Source organism: Finegoldia sp. P3-F-LR (genome assembly GCF_052932165.1).
In genome coordinates this window covers 19,227-41,293 of the sequence record NZ_JBRFJE010000010.1, presented here as the reverse complement: position 1 = coordinate 41,293, position 22,067 = coordinate 19,227, and the positions used below count along the sequence as shown (strand labels likewise).

The window sequence follows — 22,067 nt, the reverse complement described above, 5'->3', positions numbered from 1 at the left end:
ACTACAAATTGCGAATAATCACAAACATTTTGATATAATAATTAAAGGTGATAATATGAAATTTACTGAAAATCAGCAAAAAGCAATCTCTCATTTTAAATCTCCTGCATTAGTATTGGCAGTTCCAGGAGCCGGTAAAACCACCGTACTTCTTAATAGAATAAAATACTTGGAAAAAGTTCACAATATTGATCCAAAAAGTATTTTATCTATAACATTTAGCAAATCTCAAGCAGTAGATATGAAAGAAAGATTTTCCGAAAAATTTCCAGAAACGGAATCTGCTTATTTTTCTACGATTCACTCTTTTTGCTATTATATTATAAAACTACATTATAAAATGAATAATAGAATATTTAAAATTCTTGAATCCAATAATGATATCAATAAATATCTTGTTATAAGAAATATAATAAGAAAAATCAATAAAACAAACTCTAAGGATGAAGACGTCGAAAAATTCTTGCAATACTATGGATATTGTAAGAATATGATGATAGTCAAAGATTTTCCAAAATTCGACATTGCTAATTTTGAACAAATATATCTAGAATACGAAAATTTCAAGAAAAAGAATTTCTATATTGATTTTGATGATATGCTTACTAAATCATTTGAGATACTCAACGAAGATGATTATATACTCAAAAGAATTAAACGTAAGTATAAATTTTTTCAAGTAGACGAAGGACAAGATACTTCAAAAATTCAATTTGAATTAATCAAAAAAATCGCCTACCCTGAAAATAATTTGTTTATTGTAGCAGATGACGACCAGTCAATTTATTCTTTTAGAGGCGCAGATCCTAGCTATTTATTAGATTTTAATATAATTTTCCCAGATGCTAGTATTTATTATATTGATCAGAATTTCAGATGTAGCGACAAAATAGTTAATGCTAGTAACTTGTTTATCAAGCAAAATAAAAATCGATACAATAAGGATGTTACTTCCACAAAATCATCAGACAGAAAAATAATTATAAAATTTCCACAAAACTTTTTGTCGATGTTTTCTTATCTAAAAAGCAATATAAATCCTGAAAAAAAGACGGCAATTTTATACAGAAAAAATATTTCCTCTATTGCCTTGAGTAAGTATTTACACGATCAAGATATTGATTTCCACTCTAGATATCAAAAAGATGATTTTTACAATCATTTTGTGCTCAATGATATTTTAAAAATGATTGCATTTTCTGAAAACAAAACGTCTGTTGGACTTTTTAGGGATATTTATTACAAATTAAACAGCTATATCAAAAAAACTTCCATAAATCAACTGGAAACCTATGATGAATCAATGCCTATATTAGATCGTCTTTTGGATGATTCAACTCTAAGTAGATATTATGTAGACAGGTTTTTGGACTTAAAATCATTTTTTTCAGGAATAAAAAGAGCAAAAGGTTCCAAAAAAATTGATATCATTATGAATGATATTGATTACAAAACATATATTGAGGACAGTGTTCTGCTCCAAAACCAAAAAATATCATTAGATCTTTTGATAGAAATCTATAAATATTTGTTTAAAGATTGTGAGTGCTACGAAGATTTTATTAATGAAATTGAAAATTTAAAGAAAATCCAAAAAGATTCTATAAAACATACTAGTAATCTTAATTTATTAACTGTACATTCTGCAAAAGGTTTGGAATTTGATGAAGTATTCATCATTGATTTGATAGATGGTGAGTTTCCCACAAATATTGATTCCAACAATAAGAATTACGAAAATATATTTGAAGAAGAAAGAAGAATGTTTTATGTAGCTATGACTAGAGCTAAAGATAAATTAACCCTGTTATCTCCAAAAACTAGAAATTCCATTGAGGTTGATTCATCACAATTTTTAAAAGATATCATAGAAATTGAAAATAATTTAAAAAACTAGCTGTAATTTTACAGCTAGTTTTACTATTTATAAGTTACCTACTAGGTCAATTCCTGGTTTTAAAGTGTCTTGACCAGGTGCCCAGTTTGCTGGACAAACTTGATCACCATATTTGTCTACATATTGTGCAGCTTGTAATTTTCTTAATAATTCGTGTGCGTTTCTACCAATTCCATCAGCAGATACTTCGTATAATACAACGTCTAAATCAGGATTAATCAAGAAAGCTCCTCTTTGACTTTGACCGTCAGCTTCTTTTAAAACGCCAAATTGTTTTGATAAAACAAATGCTCTATCTGATAACATTGGATATTCGATTTTTTTAATCTTTTCAGATTTATCATGCCATGCTTTGTGAACAAATTCTGAATCTGTAGAGATAGAATATATTTCACAGTTTAAATCTTTAAATTCTGAGTATAAGTTTTGTAAGTCTTCTAATTCAGTAGGACATACAAATGTAAAATCTCCTGGATAGAAGAACAATAATGACCAGTGACCTTTTAAATCTTCACTAGAAACTTCTGTAAGTTCTTCATTGTGATAAGCAGGAACTTTAAATTCTTCAACATGTTTTTTAATTAATGACATAAATAATCATCCTTTCCTATTTAATTTACAATTTAATTATACCATATTTTGTAATGATTACAAGTTGCATTGATATTATTTCATATATTTCACTATATTAAAAAAAGAGGCTCAAAAGCCTCTAATTTTGTTATTTATTTGAATCAAAAGAATCTGCGATGGATTTTATGATTGAAGAGAAAAAGTTGATTATTTTGTCAATAATACCTGCATCTTCTGCTTTTTTATAAATATCCTTAGCTCCTTCTATAACTTTACCAGAAATATTAGACAATTCATCCTTAATATCTTTTGAATCAATAGATTTCACATTAGAATATTTTTCGAAAAAATTAACCAATTCTTGTTTTTGATCTTCTGTGATTACATTTTCAAGATTATTCTCTTTGATTGCGTCGTTGACAATCTTTTTAATTTCTTCAAGAGTTGGAGCTTGACCATTATTGTTGATATTTATATTCGCAATATTATCTTTTATTACAACAATGACATCATTTAATTTGTCTCTATTAAAGTCACTTTTATCTTTGTTTTCTTTATTAATATCACTGACAACTTCTAGTTCTTCTTGGGCAACTTTTATTCTGTCACTGTCAAGCTTTTCACCATTTGACTCAAAAGCTTTGAATACACCAGTGAGTGCTGATTCTCCCGTTACTGGTCTCACTGCAGCCACCATGATTGTACAGTCTTTTACACCTGCTGTAATTGCAGCATTTTCATATTGTTTTTCAGTAATTAATGTAATGTTTTTTGGTGTTGTAATATTGACTTTTATACCTTTGTTCTTGTTTTCTTTTTTGACCAAAACGCTTGAAATCATACTACCAGGATTTGAATCATCTCCTCCAATGTATTTCAATAAATCATTATAAGTAACCATAACAGACTTTATATTGTCATCATCTTCAATATTCAAAAGTCCTTTTGTTTTTCTAATTTGAGATTTATCTAAGCTTTCACCATACACAAAAGTTGGCTTTCCCCATCTCTCATCAACAACCTTCGTGTCTATCTCTCCGGCAAAACTTATAGTTGATGATAATGAAATCAAAATAGCTAATAAAAAAACTGTAATTTTTTTCATAGATTATTATCCTCCGTTCACATTGATTATAGCACAAAATCAAGCGTTCAAAGTCTACAAAATTATTAAGAAAAACTAAACAGAATAAGCCAAATCTCAAAAACTAATAAATAAATTTCAAATTTTTACAAAAATTCCTTTACATTGTTTTTACTTTATGCTATACTTATAAAGTCAGCCGGAGTGATGGAATTGGCAGACGTACTGGACTCAAAATCCAGCGGTGGCAACACCGTGCGGGTTCAAGTCCCGCCTCCGGCACCATATATAAGATAGCTTTTAAAGCTATCTTTTTTTTGCAAATTTTAAAACTTAGGTAAAAATTTTTACCTAGGTTATTTTCGTTTTGTTATTAAATAATAGCTAAAATTTCTTAGAGAAATCAAAACTCAAATTAGAGAAATCAAAACACAAAAACTAAAATCATACTAATAAAAATTGTTACGTTTATTATTACGTTTTATCATTAAATGTGAAATCAATTAAATTAAATACGCAAACAAAAAAGACTCAATTCCAATGATTTAATCATTTGAATTGAGTCGATATAATTTGGTGCAGGAAAGAGGACTTGAACCCCCACGTCAAAGACACTAGATCCTAAGTCTAGCGCGTCTGCCAATTCCGCCATTCCTGCTTATGGGGTGGATGAAGAGATTCGAACTCTCGATCTTCAGTGCCACAAACTGACGCCCTAACCAACTAGGCTACATCCACCATAGCCTCAATTGACTACTTTATAAGTGTACCATAATAAGATATGATTGTCAAGCATTTGTAAAATATATTTCAAGTGAACTTGACTTTATTATTATAGCATCGTGTTTTTGATTTTGCAAGTATTATTTTGAAGATTTTAAAAAACCTTCGTCTTGCGCTTCTTTTTCTGTTACGAAATATTTCTCACCTTTTTTAAAATTGATTTTTACATCTTTGTAACTTTTCTGATTAGGCATGTGATATATTTTCAATCCTTTATTGTTGATATTTCCTTTTATCATTCCCCTACCTTTAGAATCGGTGTATTTTATATATAAATTTGGATCATTTACATAGAAATCTTTCCAGAATCCTTTTTTGTTATCTTTTGCATATTGTTCGGCCTTTTTTAATCGTTCAGAATATTTTTGATTAGTTGTCTTAGTGTATAATTTGGCCATTCCTTCTTTTAGTAATTTTTCATTAATAAATTCATCATCTAAGAACAAATAACCAAGTTTTCTTTCATAGACATCCTGTTTTTCTTCGTCGAATTCTACTCTGACTTTTTTGTTTTCAAGCAAGTTTTTTGTATATTCACTTGCAATTTTACCTTCTTTAACATTGCGACTTTTATCTTCCGCTACACTTTCTGGTGTATCAATTCCTATAAGTCTTACTCTCGTTTTTTGTCCATCTATATTTAATATTACAGTATCTCCATCTACAACTCTGACTACTTCATATAAATTATTTTGATTTTCTGTTTGAATAATTGTGTCACAGCTTGTTAAGGATATTAGTATTAATAATCCTACTAAAAATTTCTTCATGTTTTCCTCTCACTTTTTATTATTTATAGCTTGATAAAATCTTTTCAGCTATTAGTATCATATGATTATTGACTTTTTCTCCCCAATTCTTATCACTAGCATAATTTTTGTTCATAGCGTAAGAATTGTACCCTTTAAAATACTTCCCATTGTCGCTAAGATACAATATTTTGATTTTTTTTCCTATATCTTGAATTCCATCATCAAGTGAATCATATTGACTTGCTCCGTTATATGGATTTGAGTCAATAGCATTGAATCCAAACAAATTATTCTTGTCCTTTGCTATTCTGCTTTGTCCAAAATCAGATTCATGATTTGCTATAGCTAGTAAATACAAGGCGTTCACACCGTATTTTTTTTCTACTTTAATAAATGAATGAGCATTGCCTTTTAAATCAGTGCCTTCTAATGCAACCTCTAACATTCGTTCAGATATTTGAGATTTGTGAGTCGGATAAAACATATTATCTTCTGTAATTTTTAAAGCGCCTACTCTTTTAAATTCAGCCAAATCTTTTTCTATTTTGTTTAGCGTTTTAAACTCATTGTCTTCCAATTCACTTTTTTGATAAGTGATTTTGTTAGAAAAAGAAAAATAATTTTCAGAATAATTAATTATTAAACAGGCACAAAATACCAACATAAGCAAGAATATCCCAACTCTTTTTTTTATTAGTTTCTTGTTTTTCATTCTGCCTCCTAGAATATGACTAGTATTTTATCATAATTTTTGCTAATTTCCTATTGATTTTCATTATTATAATAATCTTGAATTATTGCACTCTAAAGCTTATAATAAATGTATATGCTGTTGTGGCTCAGTTGGTAGAGCAATTGATTCGTAATCAATAGGTCGGAGGTTCGATCCCTCTCAACAGCACCAATAAAAAAACAATACTTATCTGGAGGTAAAAATGTCTATAAAAATAATCACAGATTCTGCTTGTCAAATAACAGATTCTAATAAAAATGAAAATTTAATAATACTTAATATGCCAGTTATTAGTTCTGATAAAGAATACATAGAAGGTCAAACAATTAATTCTTCAGATATGTTTTCTAGAATGAAAAATGGAGAAATTTTCAAAACTAGTCAAGTTCCATATAAAACCTACTATGAATCATTTAAAAATGAATTAGAAAGTGGAAATGATATTATATGCATTACACTATCAAGTGGATTAACTAGCACCTTCCAAACTGCTACAATGGCAATGAATGCATTATTAGAAGAAAACAAAGATTATAAAATAATAGTTAAGGATTCTCTTTGTGCCTGCTCCGGAGAAACTTCTGTCATTAACAAAGTACTAAAGCTTGTAGAATTAAATTATTCGTTCGAAGAATTAAACGAAAAATTGGATGAAATAATCTGCGCACAAGAGCATATTTTTACTGTTACTAACTTAGAGTATTTGTACAGAGGTGGAAGACTATCTAAGACTCAAAAGGTAATGGGATCATTATTGAACATAAGACCAATTATGAGTGTGGATAAAAATGATGGTAGCTTATATGTTGTAGAAAAAGCGCGCGGCGAAAAACAAACTTTTATTAAAATTAAGAATTTAATGGCTGAAAAATGCAATAATAATGTAAATTTAAATCAAACTCTTTATGTTTGCTATGGCGAAAATGAAGATGAAGCAGATTTATTAATCGAAAGAATAAAAGAAGAATACAAGTTCAAAAAAATAGTAAAGTATCCATTGGGATGTGTTATAGGTGCTCATATCGGTCCAAATCTACTAAGTATTTATTTTAGTAACAAAAATTTGGGAGACGAATTATCAGAAGTTTAAAAAATACCTTCTAAGTTATAACTTAGAAGGTATTTTTGTGTAATCTAGTTTTGTTTTTTTTATAGCTGTGATAAAGTCCTGTTTCAAGTTCCCTATCACATTGATGTTTTCGTGAGTTTGAGGATGAACAAATTGTAGGTTGTATGCGTGTAGAACTTGACTGTCGAAAAGTATTTTTTCTTTTTTCAATCCATATAATTTGTCACCTAAAATCGGATGATGAATATAATTCATATGAACCCTAATTTGGTGAGTTCTGCCCGTTTTGATTTGGACTTTTACGAGGGAATAATCGTCATTATAATCAAGTCTTTCATAATGAGAAACAGACAATTTTCCTTCGTCAGAAATCATCATCTTCTTTCTATCTTTAGGATTTCTAGTCATATATTCTTCAATTGTTCCAAATTCATCGATTTTCCCATGAACAATACACAAATAAGTTTTTGTAATTTCGTGATTTTTGATAATCTCTTTTAATTTTGAATGTGTATCGTTGTCCTTTGCAATTATTATTAGTCCTGTAGTATCTTTGTCTAATCTGTGAACTATTCCCCTTCTATAATCTCCGTCAACATCACTCAAATTTTCAAAATTATACATCAAATAATTTACCAATGTATCAGAATATATAGTCTCTGTTGGGTGAACTATTACATTTTTGTCTTTATTTATAATCGCAAGATAATCGTCTTCATATACAATATCCAAATCGTATTTTTGCGGTTTTATAGTTTTGTCTGGCTTTTCATACTCCAATTTAATCTTATCGTTCAAATTTAACTTGTAGTTTTTTTTCTGAAATTTTTCATTTACCAGTACTTTTTTTTCATCGATAAGTTTTTGAATTTCACTTCTGGATAATTCAACTTCATTAGCCAAAAAAACATCCAATCTTGAGTTTTGATTAGAATTATCTATTAAAAATTCGTACATCATATATTTTCTATCTTCCAATCAATAGGTTCAAGCCCGTTATCCTTCAAATAATCGTTAGTTTTTATAAAATGATTGCAACCGAAAAATCCCCTATTTGCAGAAAAAGGAGAAGGATGTGGTGATTCTAATATAAGAGCATTTTTGCTTTTAATTAAATCTTTTTTCATTCTAGCGTTGTTTCCCCACAATATAAATACAATCGGTCTATCAGAATTCCCTAATAATTCTATTATTTTATCCGTTAAAATTTGCCAACCAATTTTAGAATGAGAATTTGGTTTGTTTTCAATTACTGTAAGTGAAGTATTTAATAACAAAACTCCTTGTTTTGCCCATTTCATCAAATATCCATTGTTTGGAATAGGATAACCAAATTCATTTTGCAATTCCTTGTAAATATTGATCAATGAAGGAGGTGTTTTAACATTTGGTTTAACAGAAAAACTAAGTCCATGTGCTTGATTAGGATTGTGATATGGATCTTGACCTAAAATCACAACCTTACAATCTTCAAATGGAACTAATTTCAGCGCTTCAAAAATATAATTCATATCAGGATATACTCTGTAATTTTGATAATCGTGTATCAAAACTTCTCTTATTTTTTTATAATAATCCTTGTCCCATTCATCTTTTAATAAATCATCCCAACTATTTCCTATACTAACACTCATTATTTCTGTCCTTTTAAGCTAAATATCACAAGTAAAATACAAGATACTACAACAGCTATATCTGCAACATTAAACACTGGAAAATCGTAATTAAAAGGTAATCTTACAGAAATAAAATCGATGACATAACCTCTGAAAATTCTGTCGATAAGATTTCCCAATGCACCTCCAAGTAATAGCCCGTATATTACTTTTTCAAAACTAACCAAGCTTTTGTAATTCTTAAAAATATACACGATTACAAATCCAATTATTAGTAATGTAATTATCATTAAAATAATTTTCTTATTTTCTAGAATTCCAAAAGCCGCTCCTCTATTCTCAAGGTAAGTAAGCTTCAAAAATTTATCAAAAATGATAATATCTCCTTCTTTTAGAGAAATTGCCATATATTTTGTTAAATGATCCAAGCCAATTACCAAAATCATCATTAAAATTGTAACCATTTTTACTCCTAAATGTATTTAATATATCTTATTCTCAATTTGTCTTTTTTTGTGCTTCCCAAATATTCTATAAGCCTGTATCTACCATATCCTCTTATTGATACAAGAGAGTTTTCTTCAACTGATTTGCTTGTATTGGATATTACTTCATAATTAAGCTTGATTTTCTTGTTTTTTATCATAATCTGAGCATCTTTCCTAGAAATATTTGCCATCTCAGAAACCAAGCAATCCAATCTCTCTGAGTTAATAATTCCAGTAAAAGATTTAACCTTTTCTTCATCTTTTTTTATATTCTCTTCAATAATCGATGTCGAAATATTAAACTTTTTTATCTTGGCCAAATTCAAATTCAAAAAATTAATCATCGTATTTGTAGCACACAGATAAAATCTTTTATTATGAATAAAAATATCTCCGATTTTTTCACGATTAATTCCTAAATTCAATACAGCTCCTAAAATATCTCTGTGAGTAATTTCCTGATCCGTTTGTATTTCTAAAAGACCAATATAATCGAACATATTGATATATTCTTCTTCGTAGCAATACCTATCCCACATTATAATAATGCTATTTTCACAGTTTATTGGACAATTTGTAACCATATACCCTACATCGGTCTCTGTATTCAAAATTGAAGTAGCATACTCTATTTCCTTTGGATTCATAAAATCAGTTGCATAAATAGTTTTTGTTCTTTTAACTGAAATAAGACTATCAATAAATCTATCGATAGTCTTATTAATTTCTATATCTTGAATGTAATTTAATTCATAACTCATTTTAAGCCAATCCTACTATTAACGATCCAATAATTTGAAGAAAAATCAATGTTATTAATGGTGACCAGTCAATAATGCCTCTATCAAGTCCAAACATATTTAAAAGTTTTTTCGCAGGATACATTATATAATCAGTAATCAAATAAATCGAATCAACTAATGCATTGTCTCTAGATATGTGAACAAAAGACAATATAACTCTAATAAATATCGACCATTCTATTAGCTTTAAAATGGTTAGGAAAAAATTAACGATACTAAATCCATTTATCATAATTGGAAAAATCCATTATTTTTTGTAATTTGATCCTTAATCTTGCCGTCTATTTCTACCCCTTTTGGAACTAAAACAAAAATATCTTTAGTTACTTTTTGCATTTTACCATCAAGTGAATAAATAGCTCCACTAACAAAGTCAAATATTCTTTGCTTTACATCCTTTTCAAGCATTTCAATATTTAATACAGCAACTTCGTTTTTTAATATAACGTCAATAACCTTTGGTGCATCGTCAAAACTAATTGGTTCGTGAATATTAATCTTAACTCTATTTAAAGGTTTTGATTCCACAGGTTTAGTTGTAGAATTATTCATGCTTACTATATTGTTTTTTGTTTCGTAATTTTGTTTTGGTTCATAATCATTTGATTCAGCTTCAACATGATCTGAGTCATCATAGTAGTATTCATCATCGTAATATTCGTCGTAATCGTCTTCTACCCCTACTAATTTTTTAAATGAATTCATAAATGACATAACGTCCTCCTAATTGTAATTTCTTTTGCCAAAAATAAAGCTTCCAACTCTTACCATATTGGATCCTTCTTCAAGCGCTACTTTGTAGTCGTGGCTCATTCCCATTGATAAGTATTTCATTTCTATATTTTTGTATTCTGTATTTTTTATTTTATCATAAATTTCTCTCATTTTCTTGAAAACCCATCTAATTTCTTCAGAATCTTCTGCAAATGGAGCAATGCTCATCAATCCTTTTACTTTGACGAACTCTCTTCTTTCTATTTCTTCAATAAAATAATCCAAATCATCAAGATATAAACCAGATTTTTGCTCTTCTTCTGCAACATTTAATTGAATCAAGCAATCTTGTGGTTTATTAATTGCACGAGCTCTTTTTTCTATTTCTTTTAAAACACTCATTCTATCTAATGAATGAATCAAACAAGCTTTTCCTACAACATCTTTAACTTTATTAGATTGTAAATGACCAATCATATGATAATTAACACAATCTTTCAATTCATCATATTTCCAACTCATTTCTTGGGGCTTGTTTTCGCCAATATCAGTTACTCCACAATCAATAGCTTCCTTAATCCTGTCGATGTCCACAGTTTTTGTAACCGCAATAAGTTGTGGTGTTTCTCCATGAGATGCAAATTTTTTCAAATTTTCATTAACTTCATTTAGATTGTCTTTTATACTCATTATTTTAAAAGTTCCCCCTCTTTAACAAACCTTGGATTTTTTACAATATAATCGTATAGCTCCAAAGTGTTTACTTTTCTGTTATTAACATCAATCTGTCCATCAATACCCGTTGAAACATAAGCAAATTTATCATCAGTTTTTAAAACTTTTACAGCTACAAATTTTATAATTCCCGTCTCTTTTTTGATGTAAACGCCTTGTGTAGAATCTTTTGTAATAATCGACTTGTTAGGTATTTTGAATACTTTTGTTTTTTTATCAATCACAGTTATAGGCACAAATCTTTTATTCATTAAATAATTAATACCATCATTCATATCGCATACTATAGTTATGATATCTCCATTTACTTTTATGTCTTTTATATGCGCTGAATATTCGTTTTTGTCAACATGGATTTCAATTTCGTCGTTATTTTTCAAATTTCGATTCAACTTAGAACTTTCCACGTCAAAGGCCAAAGACAAATTCATACTATCAACTACTGATAAGCCTTTAGAAGTATAACTTTCATCTATATCTCTTAGATAAAAATCACTACCCATAATACTTGAAGAATTATATCCTACGAAGTTTTCATAATTATCAATATTGTTTTTTAACACTCCACTAACTGTTGTCTTTACAGTAGATGATTTTGAATTTAAAACTTGTTTCAATATTTCCAATTCTTTTTTAGAATGAAAATACTCTTCTTCTGTTATATTCTTTTTCTTATCATATTCAGACAGAAACTTACCATCAAAGTTTCTATTTCTTATAGAATTTGATAGTGTTTTAATATCTGTATCCTTAATCTCAAATTTACTTGTAGTCTTATCGGCGTGATTTATTTCCAAATCGTTCAATTTGTCATCTATATATTTTGTACTCATTTGTAGATTGATATCTTTCGGTACGTTTATTACATTAGATCCAACAGGATATTTTACATTTTCAGCCACTTTTGTATCCACATCATTTAAATAAATGTACTCATCTTTGAGAACAAGAGCATTTACATTTATTTCGTTTTTTATTTTGGAAATATCGTTCACAAGATATAAGTTTCGTTTGAATAAAAAACCTAATAAATTGTGAACAATAAATACTAATAGTAAAAAAGAAATAATTATTATAAAAAATTCTTTTTTGTTAAGTTTTTTCGTTTTCATAATCTGATTATATCATAGTATAATTTACATTCCAAAATTAATTATCGCTCTTTTTTCTCATCATCGAATTAGGTTGAAGTTTTTGATCAATCTTAATTTTAAAATTTTGTTGAGCCTTATTTGCCACTTCAATTTCATTCATTTTTTCATCATACATTTTTTCAATCTTTGTTGTAATAAATCCATCTTCTGGTCCAAAAATTTCTACTTCGTCTCCTTTGAAAATTCTATTTCTTTGTTCAAAAGTAGCAATTTTACTTTCTTCATCATAATCTAATAATAATCCGACAAAATCATATTTTCTAATGTAAGAGGATGATTCGTACAATTGGTCATTTTCATCAGGTTTTTTTTCAAAAAATCCTGTAGTAAAATCTCTATAAGAAACTTTTTTAATTTCTTCTAAAAGTCTCTTCGATGTTTGTTCATCAAATTCATTATTGTAATACTTGTCGATGGCGATTCTATAGCTTCTAACTACCGTAGCTACATAATATTGACTCTTTACTCTACCTTCTATTTTCAAACTATCAATCCCTGCCTCGATTAACTTATCTAAATACTCAATCATACACAAATCTTTTGAATTGAAAATAAAAGTTCCTTTCTCATCTTCTTCAATAGGAAAATATTCTCCAGGTCTTTTTTCTTCAACAAGTCTGTACTTCCATCTACATGCTTGTGCGCAGTCTCCTCTGTTTGCATCTCTTCCTGTCATGTAGTTACTCAATAAACATCTTCCCGAATAAGACATACACATCGCTCCGTGTACAAAACATTCTAATTCAGAATCAGGAATATTTTTCTTGATGTCTTGAATTTCTTTCAAAGATAATTCACGAGCCAAAACAATTCGTTTGATTCCTTGATCCATCCAATATTTTACTGTTCTAAAATTTGTCACAGATGCTTGTGTCGACATGTGAACTTCAATATCTTGATTAATACTTCTAATAATAGAATAAATTCCAGGATCAGAAACAATCAAAGCATCTACATTTATATCGATTAGGCTTTGAATATATTCTTCAATTCCTTCCAAATCATCATTGTGGGCTAATATATTCATTGTTATATATATTTTCTTATCTCTACTATGAGCGTATTCTACTGCTTCTTTCATATCATCTAATGTGAAATTTTTAGATGCAGTTCTCAAACCATAGTCAGGACCTGCCATATACACTGCATCTGCGCCATAATCTATGGCTGTTTTTAATTTATCTAAATCACCTGCCGGTGCTAATAACTCAACTTTTTTCATTTAATCTCCTCAAAAATAGTCGGAAATCATAGACTTCCGACTATCGCTATTTTAATTTAGTTATGCTCATTCCATCATCTATTGGAATTATAGTTGTATCGTATTTTGAACTATCAGAAATAATTTCTAAAAATTCTCTTAATCTCTTAACAATTGTTATCTTTCTGTGTCTATGTTCATAGAATTCTTTTTCGCATACCATTCCTCTAAACAAAACATTATCACATACAATAACTGAATTTTTGTTAGATAATCGTACAGCTTCTTCAAAATATTTTATATATTGTCCCTTAGCAGCATCGATAAATATCAGATCAAATTTTGTATCCATATTTTTCATTACTTCATATCCGTCGCCAAATATCAATTCGATATCATCATAGCCGTACTTTTTGAAGTTTTCCCTAGCAAAGTTTGCATTTTTTTGATAATTTTCAACTGTAGTAATCTTTGCATCAGGACAAGTTTTTTTCATAATAATCGAGCTGTAACCAATAGCTGTGCCTATTTCTAAAATAGATTTTGGTTGTTCCATCAGTAAAATCATCTTTAATAGCTGTCTAACCTCTGGTTCAACTATCGGTATATGATTATTCTTAGCAAATTCTTCTAGTTCTAAAATAGTTTCATCGTTACTTTTTGATAATTGTCTTAAATAATCTTGTAGTTGTTCATTTACAATACTATTCATCTTCTAATTTTATGCCACCTTCTAATGCATCGTAGACATCTTTCAAAATCATAGAAAATCTTGCATCTGCTTGTAAATAAGCTGCTATATCGTGATTTGTCATGATAATATTTTGTAAGTTTTGAAGTTTCTGTACATCTTCAGGATCTTCTTTTCCTGTTTGTTGGATTTTTAATTGATATTCAAATAAATGCTTTTTAAAATCATCTATCATATTTTTGTTAGTTTCATTCTTTTTATAAACTTCTTTGTGAAGTTTTTTGAGCTCTTGAAACTCTTGAGAATTGTTCAACATTTGTGCTAATTCTTCAGCTTTTTTCTTATATTCCATATTATACCTCCATTATTACTGGCAATATCATTGGATTTCTCTTAATTTCTTGATACAAGAATTTCTTTAGTGTTTCTCTTATATTGTGTTTAAGAGTAGACCAGTCATATATATTTTTTGTATAACATTCATCTAGGACTTTTTGGACAACAGATTTGCAATCTTCCATTAAATCATTATTTTCTTTAACATATACAAATCCTCTTGAAATGATGTCAGGACCAGCTATAACTTCTTTATTTCTAGCATCTAAAGTAATTACTACAACTATTAGTCCATCTTCTGATAAATGTCGTCTATCTCGTAATACAACATTTCCTACATCGCCTACTCCAAGTCCATCTACTAAAATATTACTTGCAAATTTAGTGTCTACAAGATTAATACTTTTTCTTGTAAATTCTATAGTATTACCATTATCAGCGATAACTATATCTTTTTCTTTCATTCCAAGATCAAGTGCTAAATTCGCATGACATTTCAAATGTCTCATTTCACCATGAAGTGGAACGAAAAATTTAGGTCTAACTAACGAATGCATCAACTTTAATTCTTCTTGACAAGCGTGTCCACTTACGTGCACATCAGCCAATGAAGAATAAATAACTTTTACTCCCATTTCCATTAATTTATTGATAACTGAGCTAACTTGATTATCATTTCCTGGAATTGGTGTTGCAGATAAAATAACAGTATCTGTTGGATCCAAATGGACTTTTCTATGAGTTCCATTAGCCATTCTTGTCATTGCACTCATAGGCTCCCCTTGAGAACCAGTTGTTAGAAGAACTATTTCGTTTGGACGGTACCTATTGATATCATTTATATCAATAATAGTTTTTTCATTAACTTTAATGTATCCCAACTCACGAGCTACATTAACAGTGTTGATCATTGATCTGCCCGAAAGCGCCACTCTCTTATTGAAATGCTCAGCTGCTGAAATAACTTGTTGAATTCTGTGAACATTAGACGCAAAAGTAGCTACAATTATTCTAGCAGGTGCATCATCAAATAAATTTATAAATGTTTTTCCAACGCTTTTTTCGCTTAAAGTATAGCCTTGTCTTTCAACATTTGTACTATCAGCAAAAAGTGCAAGGACACCCTTGTTTCCAATGGCAGCAATTCTACCAAAATCCATTCTATTGTTATCAATTGGAGTGTAGTCAATTTTAAAATCACCAGTAAAGAACAAAACTCCCACAGGAGTTGTTATAGATAAACTTGCAGCATCAGGAATTGAGTGACATACTTTTACAAATTCTACGCTAAATGCTCCAAGTTTTATTGATTTCTTATAATCAACTGTGTGAAGTGACTTCAAACTTAACTTGTGCTCCAATATTTTGTTTTCTAAAAGTCCCATTGTAAGTTTTGTACCATAAACAGGAACGTCTAATTTTTTTAATACATAAGGAATTGCCCCGATATGATCTTCGTGACCGTGAGTAATTACAATGCCTCTGATTTTTTCCTTGTTTTTTTCTAGATAAGAAATATCTGGGATTACTATATCAACTCCCAACATTTCTTCATCTGGAAATGTCATTCCACAATCCACAACAATAATATCATCTTTGTATTCAATTACTGTCATGTTCTTTCCTATTTCGTTAAGTCCTCCTAGTGGAATAACTTTTAATTTATCAATATTCTTTTTTGCCATTTATTTCTCCTCATTTTTAATTTTTTCTTGGCAATCAGAACATATTCCATAAAACTTTAAATCGTGATTTTGGATATCGAAGTTGTAATCTTTGCTGATTTGCTTTTCGATATCTTCCAATAAATCGTATTTTACTTCGTCAACTTTACCACAATTTGTGCATATTATATGGTGATGATGGTGGTCTTCATCCTCATCAACCAATTCATATCTATATCTTTTATCATCAAAATCTAACTTGTAAACCAAGTTAAGTTCTTCAAAAATTAATAAAGTTCTATAAACCGTAGCTATACCAATTTCCGGATCTTTTTTGCTTACTATTTCGTTCAATTCTTCCGGAGATAGGTGTGAATCCATATTTTCTAACAATGCTTCAAAAATTACTTCTCTTTGCTTAGTAACTTTGTATCCGGCATTGATTAGCCTAGTTTTCAATGTTTCTATGTTCATTATTGCTCCTTTTGTGAATTCATTAGATCTTCGTATATTTCGATAGCATCGTTTAATTCTTGTTCATTTTCTAATCCAATAAATTCAACTTGTTCATCATTTTCAATATATTTCAAAATAACATTCTCACCATTTGATACATCTTCTAATACGCAATAATTATCATCGTCCATACCAAATGTATTGATTATTTTAAATTCTTTTTCATTGTTGTTTTCATCGTATAATTTTATAGTTTCCATAATTATCTTCCCATATCCAAATAAGTTTGCAGAATATAAGTAGCTGCAACACTATCAATTACATCTTTCCTTTTTTTTCTTGAGACATTTTGTTCTATCAGAACTCTTGTAGCACTAACAGTTGTTAGTCTCTCGTCAACATATTCAATATCTAGATCAGTGTGTTTTCTTAGTTCTTTTACAAATGTTTTAACTTTTTTTGCTTGAGGGCCAATAGTATTATTCATATTTTTAGGTAGACCTACTATAATTTTACTGACTTCCTTTTCTTTAATTATATCATTTATGATTTCTATGTCTTCAATCTTGCTTTTTCTATTAATAGTCATCAAAGATTGGGCAGTCAATAAGAATGGATCACTTATGGCGATACCAATAGTTCTATCTCCCACATCAAGTCCAATATATCTTTCCATAATTATTTACATATTTTGAGAGCTGTTACAAGTAACAGCTCTACATTATCCTTTATTTATCTATTTCGTTCAAATAAACTTCTAACATTTCTCCCAATAAATCATCTCGATCTATTTGTCTAATCAAATTTCTCGCATTATTAAAGCTTGTAATGTAAGTAGGATCACCTGATAATATATATCCAATAATTTGATTTTTAGGATCATATCCTTTTTCCTCTAAAGCTTGGTAAACTTTCTTCAAAGTTTCCTTTATTGATTTCTGTTCAAGTTTTGATGCTTCAAATCTAACCGTATGGTTTAAATCCTTACCTTCCATTTTTTGCCTCCTTTAAGCATTAATTTTTGATCTTACTGTTTCAATTCCCTTTTGTAGTGCTTCATCAACTTTAGAGTTATCTTTTGCACCAGCTTGTGCAAAATCTTTACGTCCGCCGCCATTTCCACCGCATACTTTGGCAACTTCTCTTACAATGTCCCCAGCAAATACACCTTTCTTAACTGCTAAGTCCGTAACTAAAGTTATAAATGATACTTTTGATTCATCTGAATTAGCTAGTATTACAACACCATCTTCTAATTTTGATTTAATATTTTCTCCAAAATCTCTAAAAGAATTATTGTCCAACCCACTTAACTCAAATATACAAACTTTTGTGCCGTCAATGTCTACAGCATCCTCAATAACTGAATCAATATTTGAAGATAAATCCTTATTTGTTATATCTTTAAGTTTTTTCTTCAATTCTTTAATTTCTTCAGTGTTCATTTCAATTCTTCTTGTGATTTCATCTTCATTAGTTGCCTTTAACGAATGCTTAACAATATCAATCAAACTATCTCTATCTTTTAAATATTTGTATACTGCGCGACCAGTAATTGCTTCAATTCTTCTGACACCTGCAGCTACACTTGATTCAGAAAGTATTTTCAACATTTGAATGTCACTTGTTGTCTTAACGTGAGTTCCTCCACATAATTCTTTAGAATAATCTCCCATTTGAACAACCCTTACAACATCTTGATACTTATCTTCGAAAAGACCTCTAGCTCCAATTGATTGAGATTGTTCTAATGACATTTCATCAATTTTTACAGGAATACCTAAAGCTATTTTTTCATTGACAATTTGTTCAACTTTTTCTAATTGTTCTTTAGTAACTGCTTCAAAATGTGTAATATCAAATCTTAATCTTTCTCCATCAACATAAGAACCTGCTTGATTAACGTGATCTCCTACAACATCCTTTAATGCTTGATGCAATAAGTGTGTAGCAGAGTGATTTTTCATAATATCTCTTCTATTAAGTTCATCTACTTCGATTGTAACTTTATCGCCTACATTTAAGCTTCCTTCGATAACTTTTACGTAATGCAAGAATACTTTCTTTCCAGTTTTTTTCGTGTCGTAAACTTCAGCTTTGAAATTATCATTATAGATAATTCCCTTATCACCTACTTGACCTCCACCTTCTCCATAGAAAGTTGTACGGTCTAATACTATTATACCCATATCTTCAGCATTTAAATTATTATCATTTTCACCGTAGATTTCGATAACTTCACTTTCATCTTTTAAGGAATCATATCCATCAAATTTTGTTTCAGGAAGTCCTTCGCCATATTTTTTGTCAGAAGACCAACCCATGTTAGATTCATTTCTTGATCCTCTAGCTCTTTGTTTTTGTTCTTCCATTAACTTTTTGAATTCATCTTCATCTACAGTTTTGTTGACTTCACCAACCAATTCCTTAGTTAAATCTATAGGGAATCCATAAGTGTCATATAATTTAAATGCATTTTCTCCACTAAACACATCTGATTCAGTTTCTTTTAGCATAGAATCCAAAATACTCAAACCTAAATCCAAAGTTTCTTGGAATTTCTTTTCTTCAGCATTAGCTATTTTTACAATTCTATCTCTTTCTTCTTTTAATTCAGGATATCCAGATTCATAAACTTTAATGCAAGAATCTATAACTTTTTCTATAAAACTATCGTTTATTCCCAATAATTTTCCGTGTCTACAAGCTCTTCTTATAAGTCTTCTTAGTACATATCCTCTTTGCTCATTACTTGGAATTACACCATCATAAATCAAAAATGTCATAGCACGTACGTGGTCAGCAATAATTCTGATTGATACATCATTTTGATGATTTTCCTTGTATTTTACGCCTGAAATTTCTTCAATAGTTTTGATTATATCCTTTACAAGTCCAATTTCAAAAATATTATCAGCATTTTCCAAAACCATTGTAATTCTTTCAAGACCCATACCAGTATCTATATTTGGATGAGCAATTCTTTCGTATTTTCCATCAGCAGTTTTGTTGAATTGTGTGAATACCAAATTCCATACTTCCAAGAATCTTTCGCCCTCATCACCTGGTTTTGCATCTTCTCTAGGGTCAAATTCAAATCCTCTATCTACGTGAATTTCAGAACATGGTCCACAAGGTCCTTGATCTAGTTCCCAGAAGTTGTCAGCTTTTCCTAATTTAACAACTCTTTCTGGACTAACTCCTACATCATTTACCCAAATATTGTAAGCTTCTTCGTCTTCTTCATATACAGTTATCCACAATATATCTTTTGGTACTTCTAATTCATTTGTCAAGAAGTCCCAAGCCCATGTAATAGCTTCTTTTTTGAAATAATCTCCAAAAGAGAAATTACCAAGCATTTCAAAGAAAGTACCATGTCTTTGAGTCTTTCCTACTTCGTCAATATCAGCTGTTCTGATACATCTTTGTGAAGATGTTGCTCTGTCTTTTTTTAGTTTTTTCTCACCTGTAAAATACTTCTTCAAAGGAGCCATACCAGCATTTATAAGTAGAAGACTTTTATCATCTTGTGGTATAAGAGGAAATGATTTAATAACAAGATGTCCCCTTTCCCCAAAATAATCTAAGAATTTTTTTCTAATTTCATTTAAACCATAATCTTTCATTATAACCTCACTAATTTTTAAAAAACATTTTAATTTTATCCTTAAAATGTAAATATAATATTTTAACTGTAGCAACGAATGGAACTGAAAGTATCATACCTACAACTCCAAACATTCCTCCACCTATAATCAAACTAACAATTACTAACAATGGATTAATGCCAATTTTTGAACCTAATAATTTAGGAGCAAGAATATTATTTTCAACCCATTGAATAGAAACAAATACAATTACTACAACCACCGCTTTTAAAGGGCTGTCCAAAAAAGCCAAGATAAAGGCTGGAGTAACCGCTATAAAAGGACCAATGTATGGAATAATATCGCCAACCATAGTAAGTATTCCAATTATTATCGCAAAATCGACTTTCATAATGATTAAGGCAATTGCAGTCAATACTCCAACGAAAATTGCCATAATTAATCTACCACGAATGAATTCACTGTAAGCTTTATCCATATCAGAACAAATACTCAAAAATTTATCTTTATTTTCATTTGGTATGAATCCCATTATAAAGTCAATGCACTTTTCTTTATCTAATAACATATAAAAACTTACAACTGGAACTAAAACAATTCTGAGTAAATTGCTGAATATATTTCCCGTAACATCTCCAGTTTGGGATAATTTGTCCAGTATAGAAGTTTGGATAGTTCCAAGCTTTTGGTTAATTGTTTGCATTGCATTGGACATAATTTTGCTAATGTTAGGATATTCTTTAAATATTTTATTGTTGATAGCATTTAGTTTCACAGAAATATCCGACATAAAGCCAGGTAAGCTTATTATCATTTTTTTAATTTGTTGTATAGTTTGTGGAACGACAATCATCCCCAATAAAATAATCAAGAGGATTACTATAACGTAAATGATTAAAATAGCTATTGATCTTTTAACTCCTTTTTTTTCAATATATTTTACCAAAGGATTTATAATATATGAAAGCACTATTCCTATCAATAAAGTATTAATTGTATGATATATAATTGGATATTTTGAAAATAAAGCTGCAATTCCCAGCAATATAAGTATTAGTATTGTAGTCTTTTTTATTTTATGAAAATTAAATACAATTTTGTATTTTTCGTCTACTTTACTATTTCCCACAGTAATCAGAAAATAAGTTCCAAAAACCATGAAAATAATAGTTATAAATATTAATGCATTTCGCAAAAATTCAGAATTAATAAGCATATCTATTTCTCTTTGCTAATTAAATCTTGCAAACTCACGTTTTTTATACTGTTAATCATATCATCATGCATTTGAGTCCAAATAAGCCTAGATGGACAAGTGTCTTCTCTTGAACAAAGTCCTGGAACTACAGAGCATTCTGTCACTCCAAAAAACTCTTCTAAACACTCCAAAATTTCAGCTACTGAAATTTCTTTTGGAGATTTTTTCAATAAATAACCACCTTGCACACCTCTAACTGAAATCACCAAATCTTGTTTTTTCAATTCTCGTATAAGTTGTTCTAAATAATTATTACTAAGTCCTGTGGCTTTAGATATTTCATTTAAACTAACAGGATTATCTCCATATTTTTTGCCTAAATATATCATAGCCGCAAGCCCGTATCTTCCTCTAGTAGATAATCTCATAAGCCCTCCTATTTATGATAAATTTTATCATAGTAAAATAGTTGTGTAAATATCCTATTGCAATAATAATAGTAGATTAAG

The 22,067-nt window shown here is 29.3% G+C and carries 25 protein-coding genes and 4 tRNA genes; 4 read left to right on the top strand and 25 right to left on the bottom strand.

Annotation, left to right across the window (positions count from 1 at the left end):
* Nucleotides 1-55: 55 nt before the first annotated feature.
* Complete coding sequence (locus ACU68U_RS05300; protein WP_446762876.1) at nt 56-1,897, top strand: ATP-dependent helicase; 1,842 nt, start codon at nt 56-58, stop codon at nt 1,895-1,897.
* A gap of 27 nt (nt 1,898-1,924) precedes the next feature.
* Here ACU68U_RS05300 and ACU68U_RS05295 read toward each other — a convergent pair whose 3' ends face one another.
* Both ACU68U_RS05295 and ACU68U_RS05290 read right to left on the bottom strand, forming a co-directional pair.
* A complete protein-coding gene (locus ACU68U_RS05295; protein WP_446762875.1) occupies nt 1,925-2,488 on the bottom strand; it encodes a redoxin domain-containing protein in 564 nt (187 codons plus the stop codon).
* Nucleotides 2,489-2,618: 130 nt separating this feature from the next.
* On the bottom strand, nt 2,619-3,575 hold the full coding sequence (locus ACU68U_RS05290; RefSeq protein ID WP_154254102.1) for a DUF1002 domain-containing protein: 957 nt from the start codon (nt 3,573-3,575) through the stop codon (nt 2,619-2,621).
* A gap of 177 nt (nt 3,576-3,752) precedes the next feature.
* Between ACU68U_RS05290 and ACU68U_RS05285 the strand changes: the two genes are divergently transcribed.
* Nucleotides 3,753-3,839: transfer RNA gene (locus tag ACU68U_RS05285), tRNA-Leu, on the top strand.
* Between the two features lie 289 nt (nt 3,840-4,128).
* Here the strand turns inward: ACU68U_RS05285 and ACU68U_RS05280 are convergent.
* The 4 genes from ACU68U_RS05280 to ACU68U_RS05265 all read right to left on the bottom strand — a co-directional run bounded on the left by ACU68U_RS05280 (nt 4,129) and on the right by ACU68U_RS05265 (nt 5,801).
* A tRNA-Leu gene (locus tag ACU68U_RS05280) sits at nt 4,129-4,212 on the bottom strand.
* 3 nt (nt 4,213-4,215) lie between these two features.
* Nucleotides 4,216-4,292 (bottom strand) — tRNA-His (locus ACU68U_RS05275).
* 125 nt (nt 4,293-4,417) lie between these two features.
* Nucleotides 4,418-5,107 carry a thermonuclease family protein gene (locus ACU68U_RS05270; RefSeq protein WP_446762874.1) on the bottom strand — a complete coding sequence of 230 codons (690 nt, stop codon included), beginning with the start codon at nt 5,105-5,107 and terminating at the stop codon, nt 4,418-4,420.
* 19 nt (nt 5,108-5,126) lie between these two features.
* Entirely contained in the window at nt 5,127-5,801 is a 675-nt protein-coding gene (locus ACU68U_RS05265; protein ID WP_446762873.1) for a glucosaminidase domain-containing protein, read from the bottom strand.
* Nucleotides 5,802-5,917: 116 nt separating this feature from the next.
* Here ACU68U_RS05265 and ACU68U_RS05260 point away from each other — a divergent pair.
* Nucleotides 5,918-5,993, top strand: a tRNA-Thr gene (locus ACU68U_RS05260).
* Between the two features lie 31 nt (nt 5,994-6,024).
* On the top strand, nt 6,025-6,912 hold the full coding sequence (locus ACU68U_RS05255; protein WP_446762872.1) for a DegV family protein: 888 nt from the start codon (nt 6,025-6,027) through the stop codon (nt 6,910-6,912).
* Nucleotides 6,913-6,927: 15 nt separating this feature from the next.
* On the opposite strand, the gene ACU68U_RS05250 is transcribed toward ACU68U_RS05255, so the two are convergent.
* The 19 genes from ACU68U_RS05250 to ACU68U_RS05160 are packed head-to-tail and all read right to left on the bottom strand — an operon-like array spanning nt 6,928 to nt 21,986.
* Nucleotides 6,928-7,851 carry an RluA family pseudouridine synthase gene (locus tag ACU68U_RS05250; RefSeq protein WP_446762871.1) on the bottom strand — a complete coding sequence of 308 codons (924 nt, stop codon included), beginning with the start codon at nt 7,849-7,851 and terminating at the stop codon, nt 6,928-6,930.
* Nucleotides 7,848-8,525 carry a uracil-DNA glycosylase gene (locus tag ACU68U_RS05245; protein WP_094207043.1) on the bottom strand — a complete coding sequence of 226 codons (678 nt, stop codon included), beginning with the start codon at nt 8,523-8,525 and terminating at the stop codon, nt 7,848-7,850. The genes ACU68U_RS05250 and ACU68U_RS05245 overlap by 4 nt, the downstream gene beginning before the upstream one ends.
* A complete protein-coding gene (gene lspA, locus ACU68U_RS05240; RefSeq protein WP_094203541.1) occupies nt 8,525-8,971 on the bottom strand; it encodes a signal peptidase II in 447 nt (148 codons plus the stop codon). Before lspA ends, ACU68U_RS05245 begins: the two co-directional genes overlap by 1 nt.
* An 8-nt stretch (nt 8,972-8,979) precedes the next feature.
* Complete coding sequence (locus tag ACU68U_RS05235; protein ID WP_446762870.1) at nt 8,980-9,756, bottom strand: YlmH/Sll1252 family protein; 777 nt, start codon at nt 9,754-9,756, stop codon at nt 8,980-8,982.
* Between the two features lies 1 nt (nt 9,757).
* A complete protein-coding gene (locus tag ACU68U_RS05230; protein ID WP_094205566.1) occupies nt 9,758-10,030 on the bottom strand; it encodes a YggT family protein in 273 nt (90 codons plus the stop codon).
* Nucleotides 10,027-10,512, bottom strand: coding sequence for a cell division protein SepF (locus ACU68U_RS05225; protein WP_094203538.1), 486 nt, complete (start codon nt 10,510-10,512; stop codon nt 10,027-10,029). Before ACU68U_RS05225 ends, ACU68U_RS05230 begins: the two co-directional genes overlap by 4 nt.
* Before the next feature lie 9 nt (nt 10,513-10,521).
* The gene (locus ACU68U_RS05220) at nt 10,522-11,202 is read right to left on the bottom strand and encodes a YggS family pyridoxal phosphate-dependent enzyme (RefSeq protein ID WP_094205565.1); all 681 of its coding nucleotides are present in this window, start codon (nt 11,200-11,202) and stop codon (nt 10,522-10,524) included.
* A complete protein-coding gene (locus ACU68U_RS05215; RefSeq protein ID WP_094205564.1) occupies nt 11,202-12,359 on the bottom strand; it encodes an HlyD family efflux transporter periplasmic adaptor subunit in 1,158 nt (385 codons plus the stop codon). Before ACU68U_RS05215 ends, ACU68U_RS05220 begins: the two co-directional genes overlap by 1 nt.
* Before the next feature lie 37 nt (nt 12,360-12,396).
* Nucleotides 12,397-13,623 (bottom strand): peptidase U32 family protein, encoded by a 1,227-nt coding sequence (locus ACU68U_RS05210; RefSeq protein ID WP_446762869.1) that lies wholly within the window; start codon nt 13,621-13,623, stop codon nt 12,397-12,399.
* 46 nt (nt 13,624-13,669) lie between these two features.
* Nucleotides 13,670-14,314, bottom strand: a complete 645-nt coding sequence (locus ACU68U_RS05205; RefSeq protein ID WP_446762868.1) for an O-methyltransferase — start codon at nt 14,312-14,314, stop codon at nt 13,670-13,672.
* Nucleotides 14,307-14,645, bottom strand: a complete 339-nt coding sequence (locus tag ACU68U_RS05200; protein ID WP_094203533.1) for a YlbF family regulator — start codon at nt 14,643-14,645, stop codon at nt 14,307-14,309. The genes ACU68U_RS05205 and ACU68U_RS05200 overlap by 8 nt, the downstream gene beginning before the upstream one ends.
* A 1-nt stretch (nt 14,646) precedes the next feature.
* Nucleotides 14,647-16,314, bottom strand: coding sequence for a ribonuclease J (locus ACU68U_RS05195; protein WP_002836243.1), 1,668 nt, complete (start codon nt 16,312-16,314; stop codon nt 14,647-14,649).
* On the bottom strand, nt 16,315-16,767 hold the full coding sequence (locus ACU68U_RS05190) for a Fur family transcriptional regulator (protein WP_094203531.1): 453 nt from the start codon (nt 16,765-16,767) through the stop codon (nt 16,315-16,317).
* Nucleotides 16,767-17,009, bottom strand: coding sequence for a DUF1292 domain-containing protein (locus ACU68U_RS05185; RefSeq protein ID WP_094203530.1), 243 nt, complete (start codon nt 17,007-17,009; stop codon nt 16,767-16,769). Before ACU68U_RS05185 ends, ACU68U_RS05190 begins: the two co-directional genes overlap by 1 nt.
* 2 nt (nt 17,010-17,011) lie before the next feature.
* Nucleotides 17,012-17,425 carry a Holliday junction resolvase RuvX gene (gene ruvX, locus ACU68U_RS05180; protein WP_154271167.1) on the bottom strand — a complete coding sequence of 138 codons (414 nt, stop codon included), beginning with the start codon at nt 17,423-17,425 and terminating at the stop codon, nt 17,012-17,014.
* Nucleotides 17,426-17,477: 52 nt separating this feature from the next.
* A complete protein-coding gene (locus ACU68U_RS05175; RefSeq protein WP_094205556.1) occupies nt 17,478-17,744 on the bottom strand; it encodes an IreB family regulatory phosphoprotein in 267 nt (88 codons plus the stop codon).
* 12 nt (nt 17,745-17,756) lie between these two features.
* A complete protein-coding gene (alaS, locus tag ACU68U_RS05170; protein ID WP_446762867.1) occupies nt 17,757-20,378 on the bottom strand; it encodes an alanine--tRNA ligase in 2,622 nt (873 codons plus the stop codon).
* A gap of 10 nt (nt 20,379-20,388) precedes the next feature.
* Nucleotides 20,389-21,576 carry an AI-2E family transporter gene (locus ACU68U_RS05165; protein ID WP_154272666.1) on the bottom strand — a complete coding sequence of 396 codons (1,188 nt, stop codon included), beginning with the start codon at nt 21,574-21,576 and terminating at the stop codon, nt 20,389-20,391.
* A 2-nt stretch (nt 21,577-21,578) separates the two neighbouring features.
* Nucleotides 21,579-21,986: an RrF2 family transcriptional regulator gene (locus ACU68U_RS05160; RefSeq protein ID WP_002839398.1), complete on the bottom strand. Its 408-nt coding sequence runs from the start codon at nt 21,984-21,986 to the stop codon at nt 21,579-21,581.
* Between the last annotated feature and the right edge of the window lie 81 nt (nt 21,987-22,067).

Bases quoted from the DNA above. Each gene is read 5' to 3' on its own strand.
- ACU68U_RS05300 (WP_446762876.1), top strand. From the start codon at position 56: ATGAAATTTACTGAAAATCAGCAAAAAGCAATCTCTCATTTTAAATCT.
- ACU68U_RS05295 (WP_446762875.1), bottom strand. From the start codon at position 2,488: ATGTCATTAATTAAAAAACATGTTGAAGAATTTAAAGTTCCTGCTTAT.
- ACU68U_RS05290 (WP_154254102.1), bottom strand. From the start codon at position 3,575: ATGAAAAAAATTACAGTTTTTTTATTAGCTATTTTGATTTCATTATCA.
- ACU68U_RS05270 (WP_446762874.1), bottom strand. From the start codon at position 5,107: ATGAAGAAATTTTTAGTAGGATTATTAATACTAATATCCTTAACAAGC.
- ACU68U_RS05265 (WP_446762873.1), bottom strand. From the start codon at position 5,801: ATGAAAAACAAGAAACTAATAAAAAAAAGAGTTGGGATATTCTTGCTT.
- ACU68U_RS05255 (WP_446762872.1), top strand. From the start codon at position 6,025: ATGTCTATAAAAATAATCACAGATTCTGCTTGTCAAATAACAGATTCT.
- ACU68U_RS05250 (WP_446762871.1), bottom strand. From the start codon at position 7,851: ATGATGTACGAATTTTTAATAGATAATTCTAATCAAAACTCAAGATTG.
- ACU68U_RS05245 (WP_094207043.1), bottom strand. From the start codon at position 8,525: ATGAGTGTTAGTATAGGAAATAGTTGGGATGATTTATTAAAAGATGAA.
- lspA (WP_094203541.1), bottom strand. From the start codon at position 8,971: ATGGTTACAATTTTAATGATGATTTTGGTAATTGGCTTGGATCATTTA.
- ACU68U_RS05235 (WP_446762870.1), bottom strand. From the start codon at position 9,756: ATGAGTTATGAATTAAATTACATTCAAGATATAGAAATTAATAAGACT.
- ACU68U_RS05230 (WP_094205566.1), bottom strand. From the start codon at position 10,030: ATGATAAATGGATTTAGTATCGTTAATTTTTTCCTAACCATTTTAAAG.
- ACU68U_RS05225 (WP_094203538.1), bottom strand. From the start codon at position 10,512: ATGTCATTTATGAATTCATTTAAAAAATTAGTAGGGGTAGAAGACGAT.
- ACU68U_RS05220 (WP_094205565.1), bottom strand. From the start codon at position 11,202: ATGAGTATAAAAGACAATCTAAATGAAGTTAATGAAAATTTGAAAAAA.
- ACU68U_RS05215 (WP_094205564.1), bottom strand. From the start codon at position 12,359: ATGAAAACGAAAAAACTTAACAAAAAAGAATTTTTTATAATAATTATT.
- ACU68U_RS05210 (WP_446762869.1), bottom strand. From the start codon at position 13,623: ATGAAAAAAGTTGAGTTATTAGCACCGGCAGGTGATTTAGATAAATTA.
- ACU68U_RS05205 (WP_446762868.1), bottom strand. From the start codon at position 14,314: ATGAATAGTATTGTAAATGAACAACTACAAGATTATTTAAGACAATTA.
- ACU68U_RS05200 (WP_094203533.1), bottom strand. From the start codon at position 14,645: ATGGAATATAAGAAAAAAGCTGAAGAATTAGCACAAATGTTGAACAAT.
- ACU68U_RS05195 (WP_002836243.1), bottom strand. From the start codon at position 16,314: ATGGCAAAAAAGAATATTGATAAATTAAAAGTTATTCCACTAGGAGGA.
- ACU68U_RS05190 (WP_094203531.1), bottom strand. From the start codon at position 16,767: ATGAACATAGAAACATTGAAAACTAGGCTAATCAATGCCGGATACAAA.
- ACU68U_RS05185 (WP_094203530.1), bottom strand. From the start codon at position 17,009: ATGGAAACTATAAAATTATACGATGAAAACAACAATGAAAAAGAATTT.
- ruvX (WP_154271167.1), bottom strand. From the start codon at position 17,425: ATGGAAAGATATATTGGACTTGATGTGGGAGATAGAACTATTGGTATC.
- ACU68U_RS05175 (WP_094205556.1), bottom strand. From the start codon at position 17,744: ATGGAAGGTAAGGATTTAAACCATACGGTTAGATTTGAAGCATCAAAA.
- alaS (WP_446762867.1), bottom strand. From the start codon at position 20,378: ATGAAAGATTATGGTTTAAATGAAATTAGAAAAAAATTCTTAGATTAT.
- ACU68U_RS05165 (WP_154272666.1), bottom strand. From the start codon at position 21,576: ATGCTTATTAATTCTGAATTTTTGCGAAATGCATTAATATTTATAACT.
- ACU68U_RS05160 (WP_002839398.1), bottom strand. From the start codon at position 21,986: ATGAGATTATCTACTAGAGGAAGATACGGGCTTGCGGCTATGATATAT.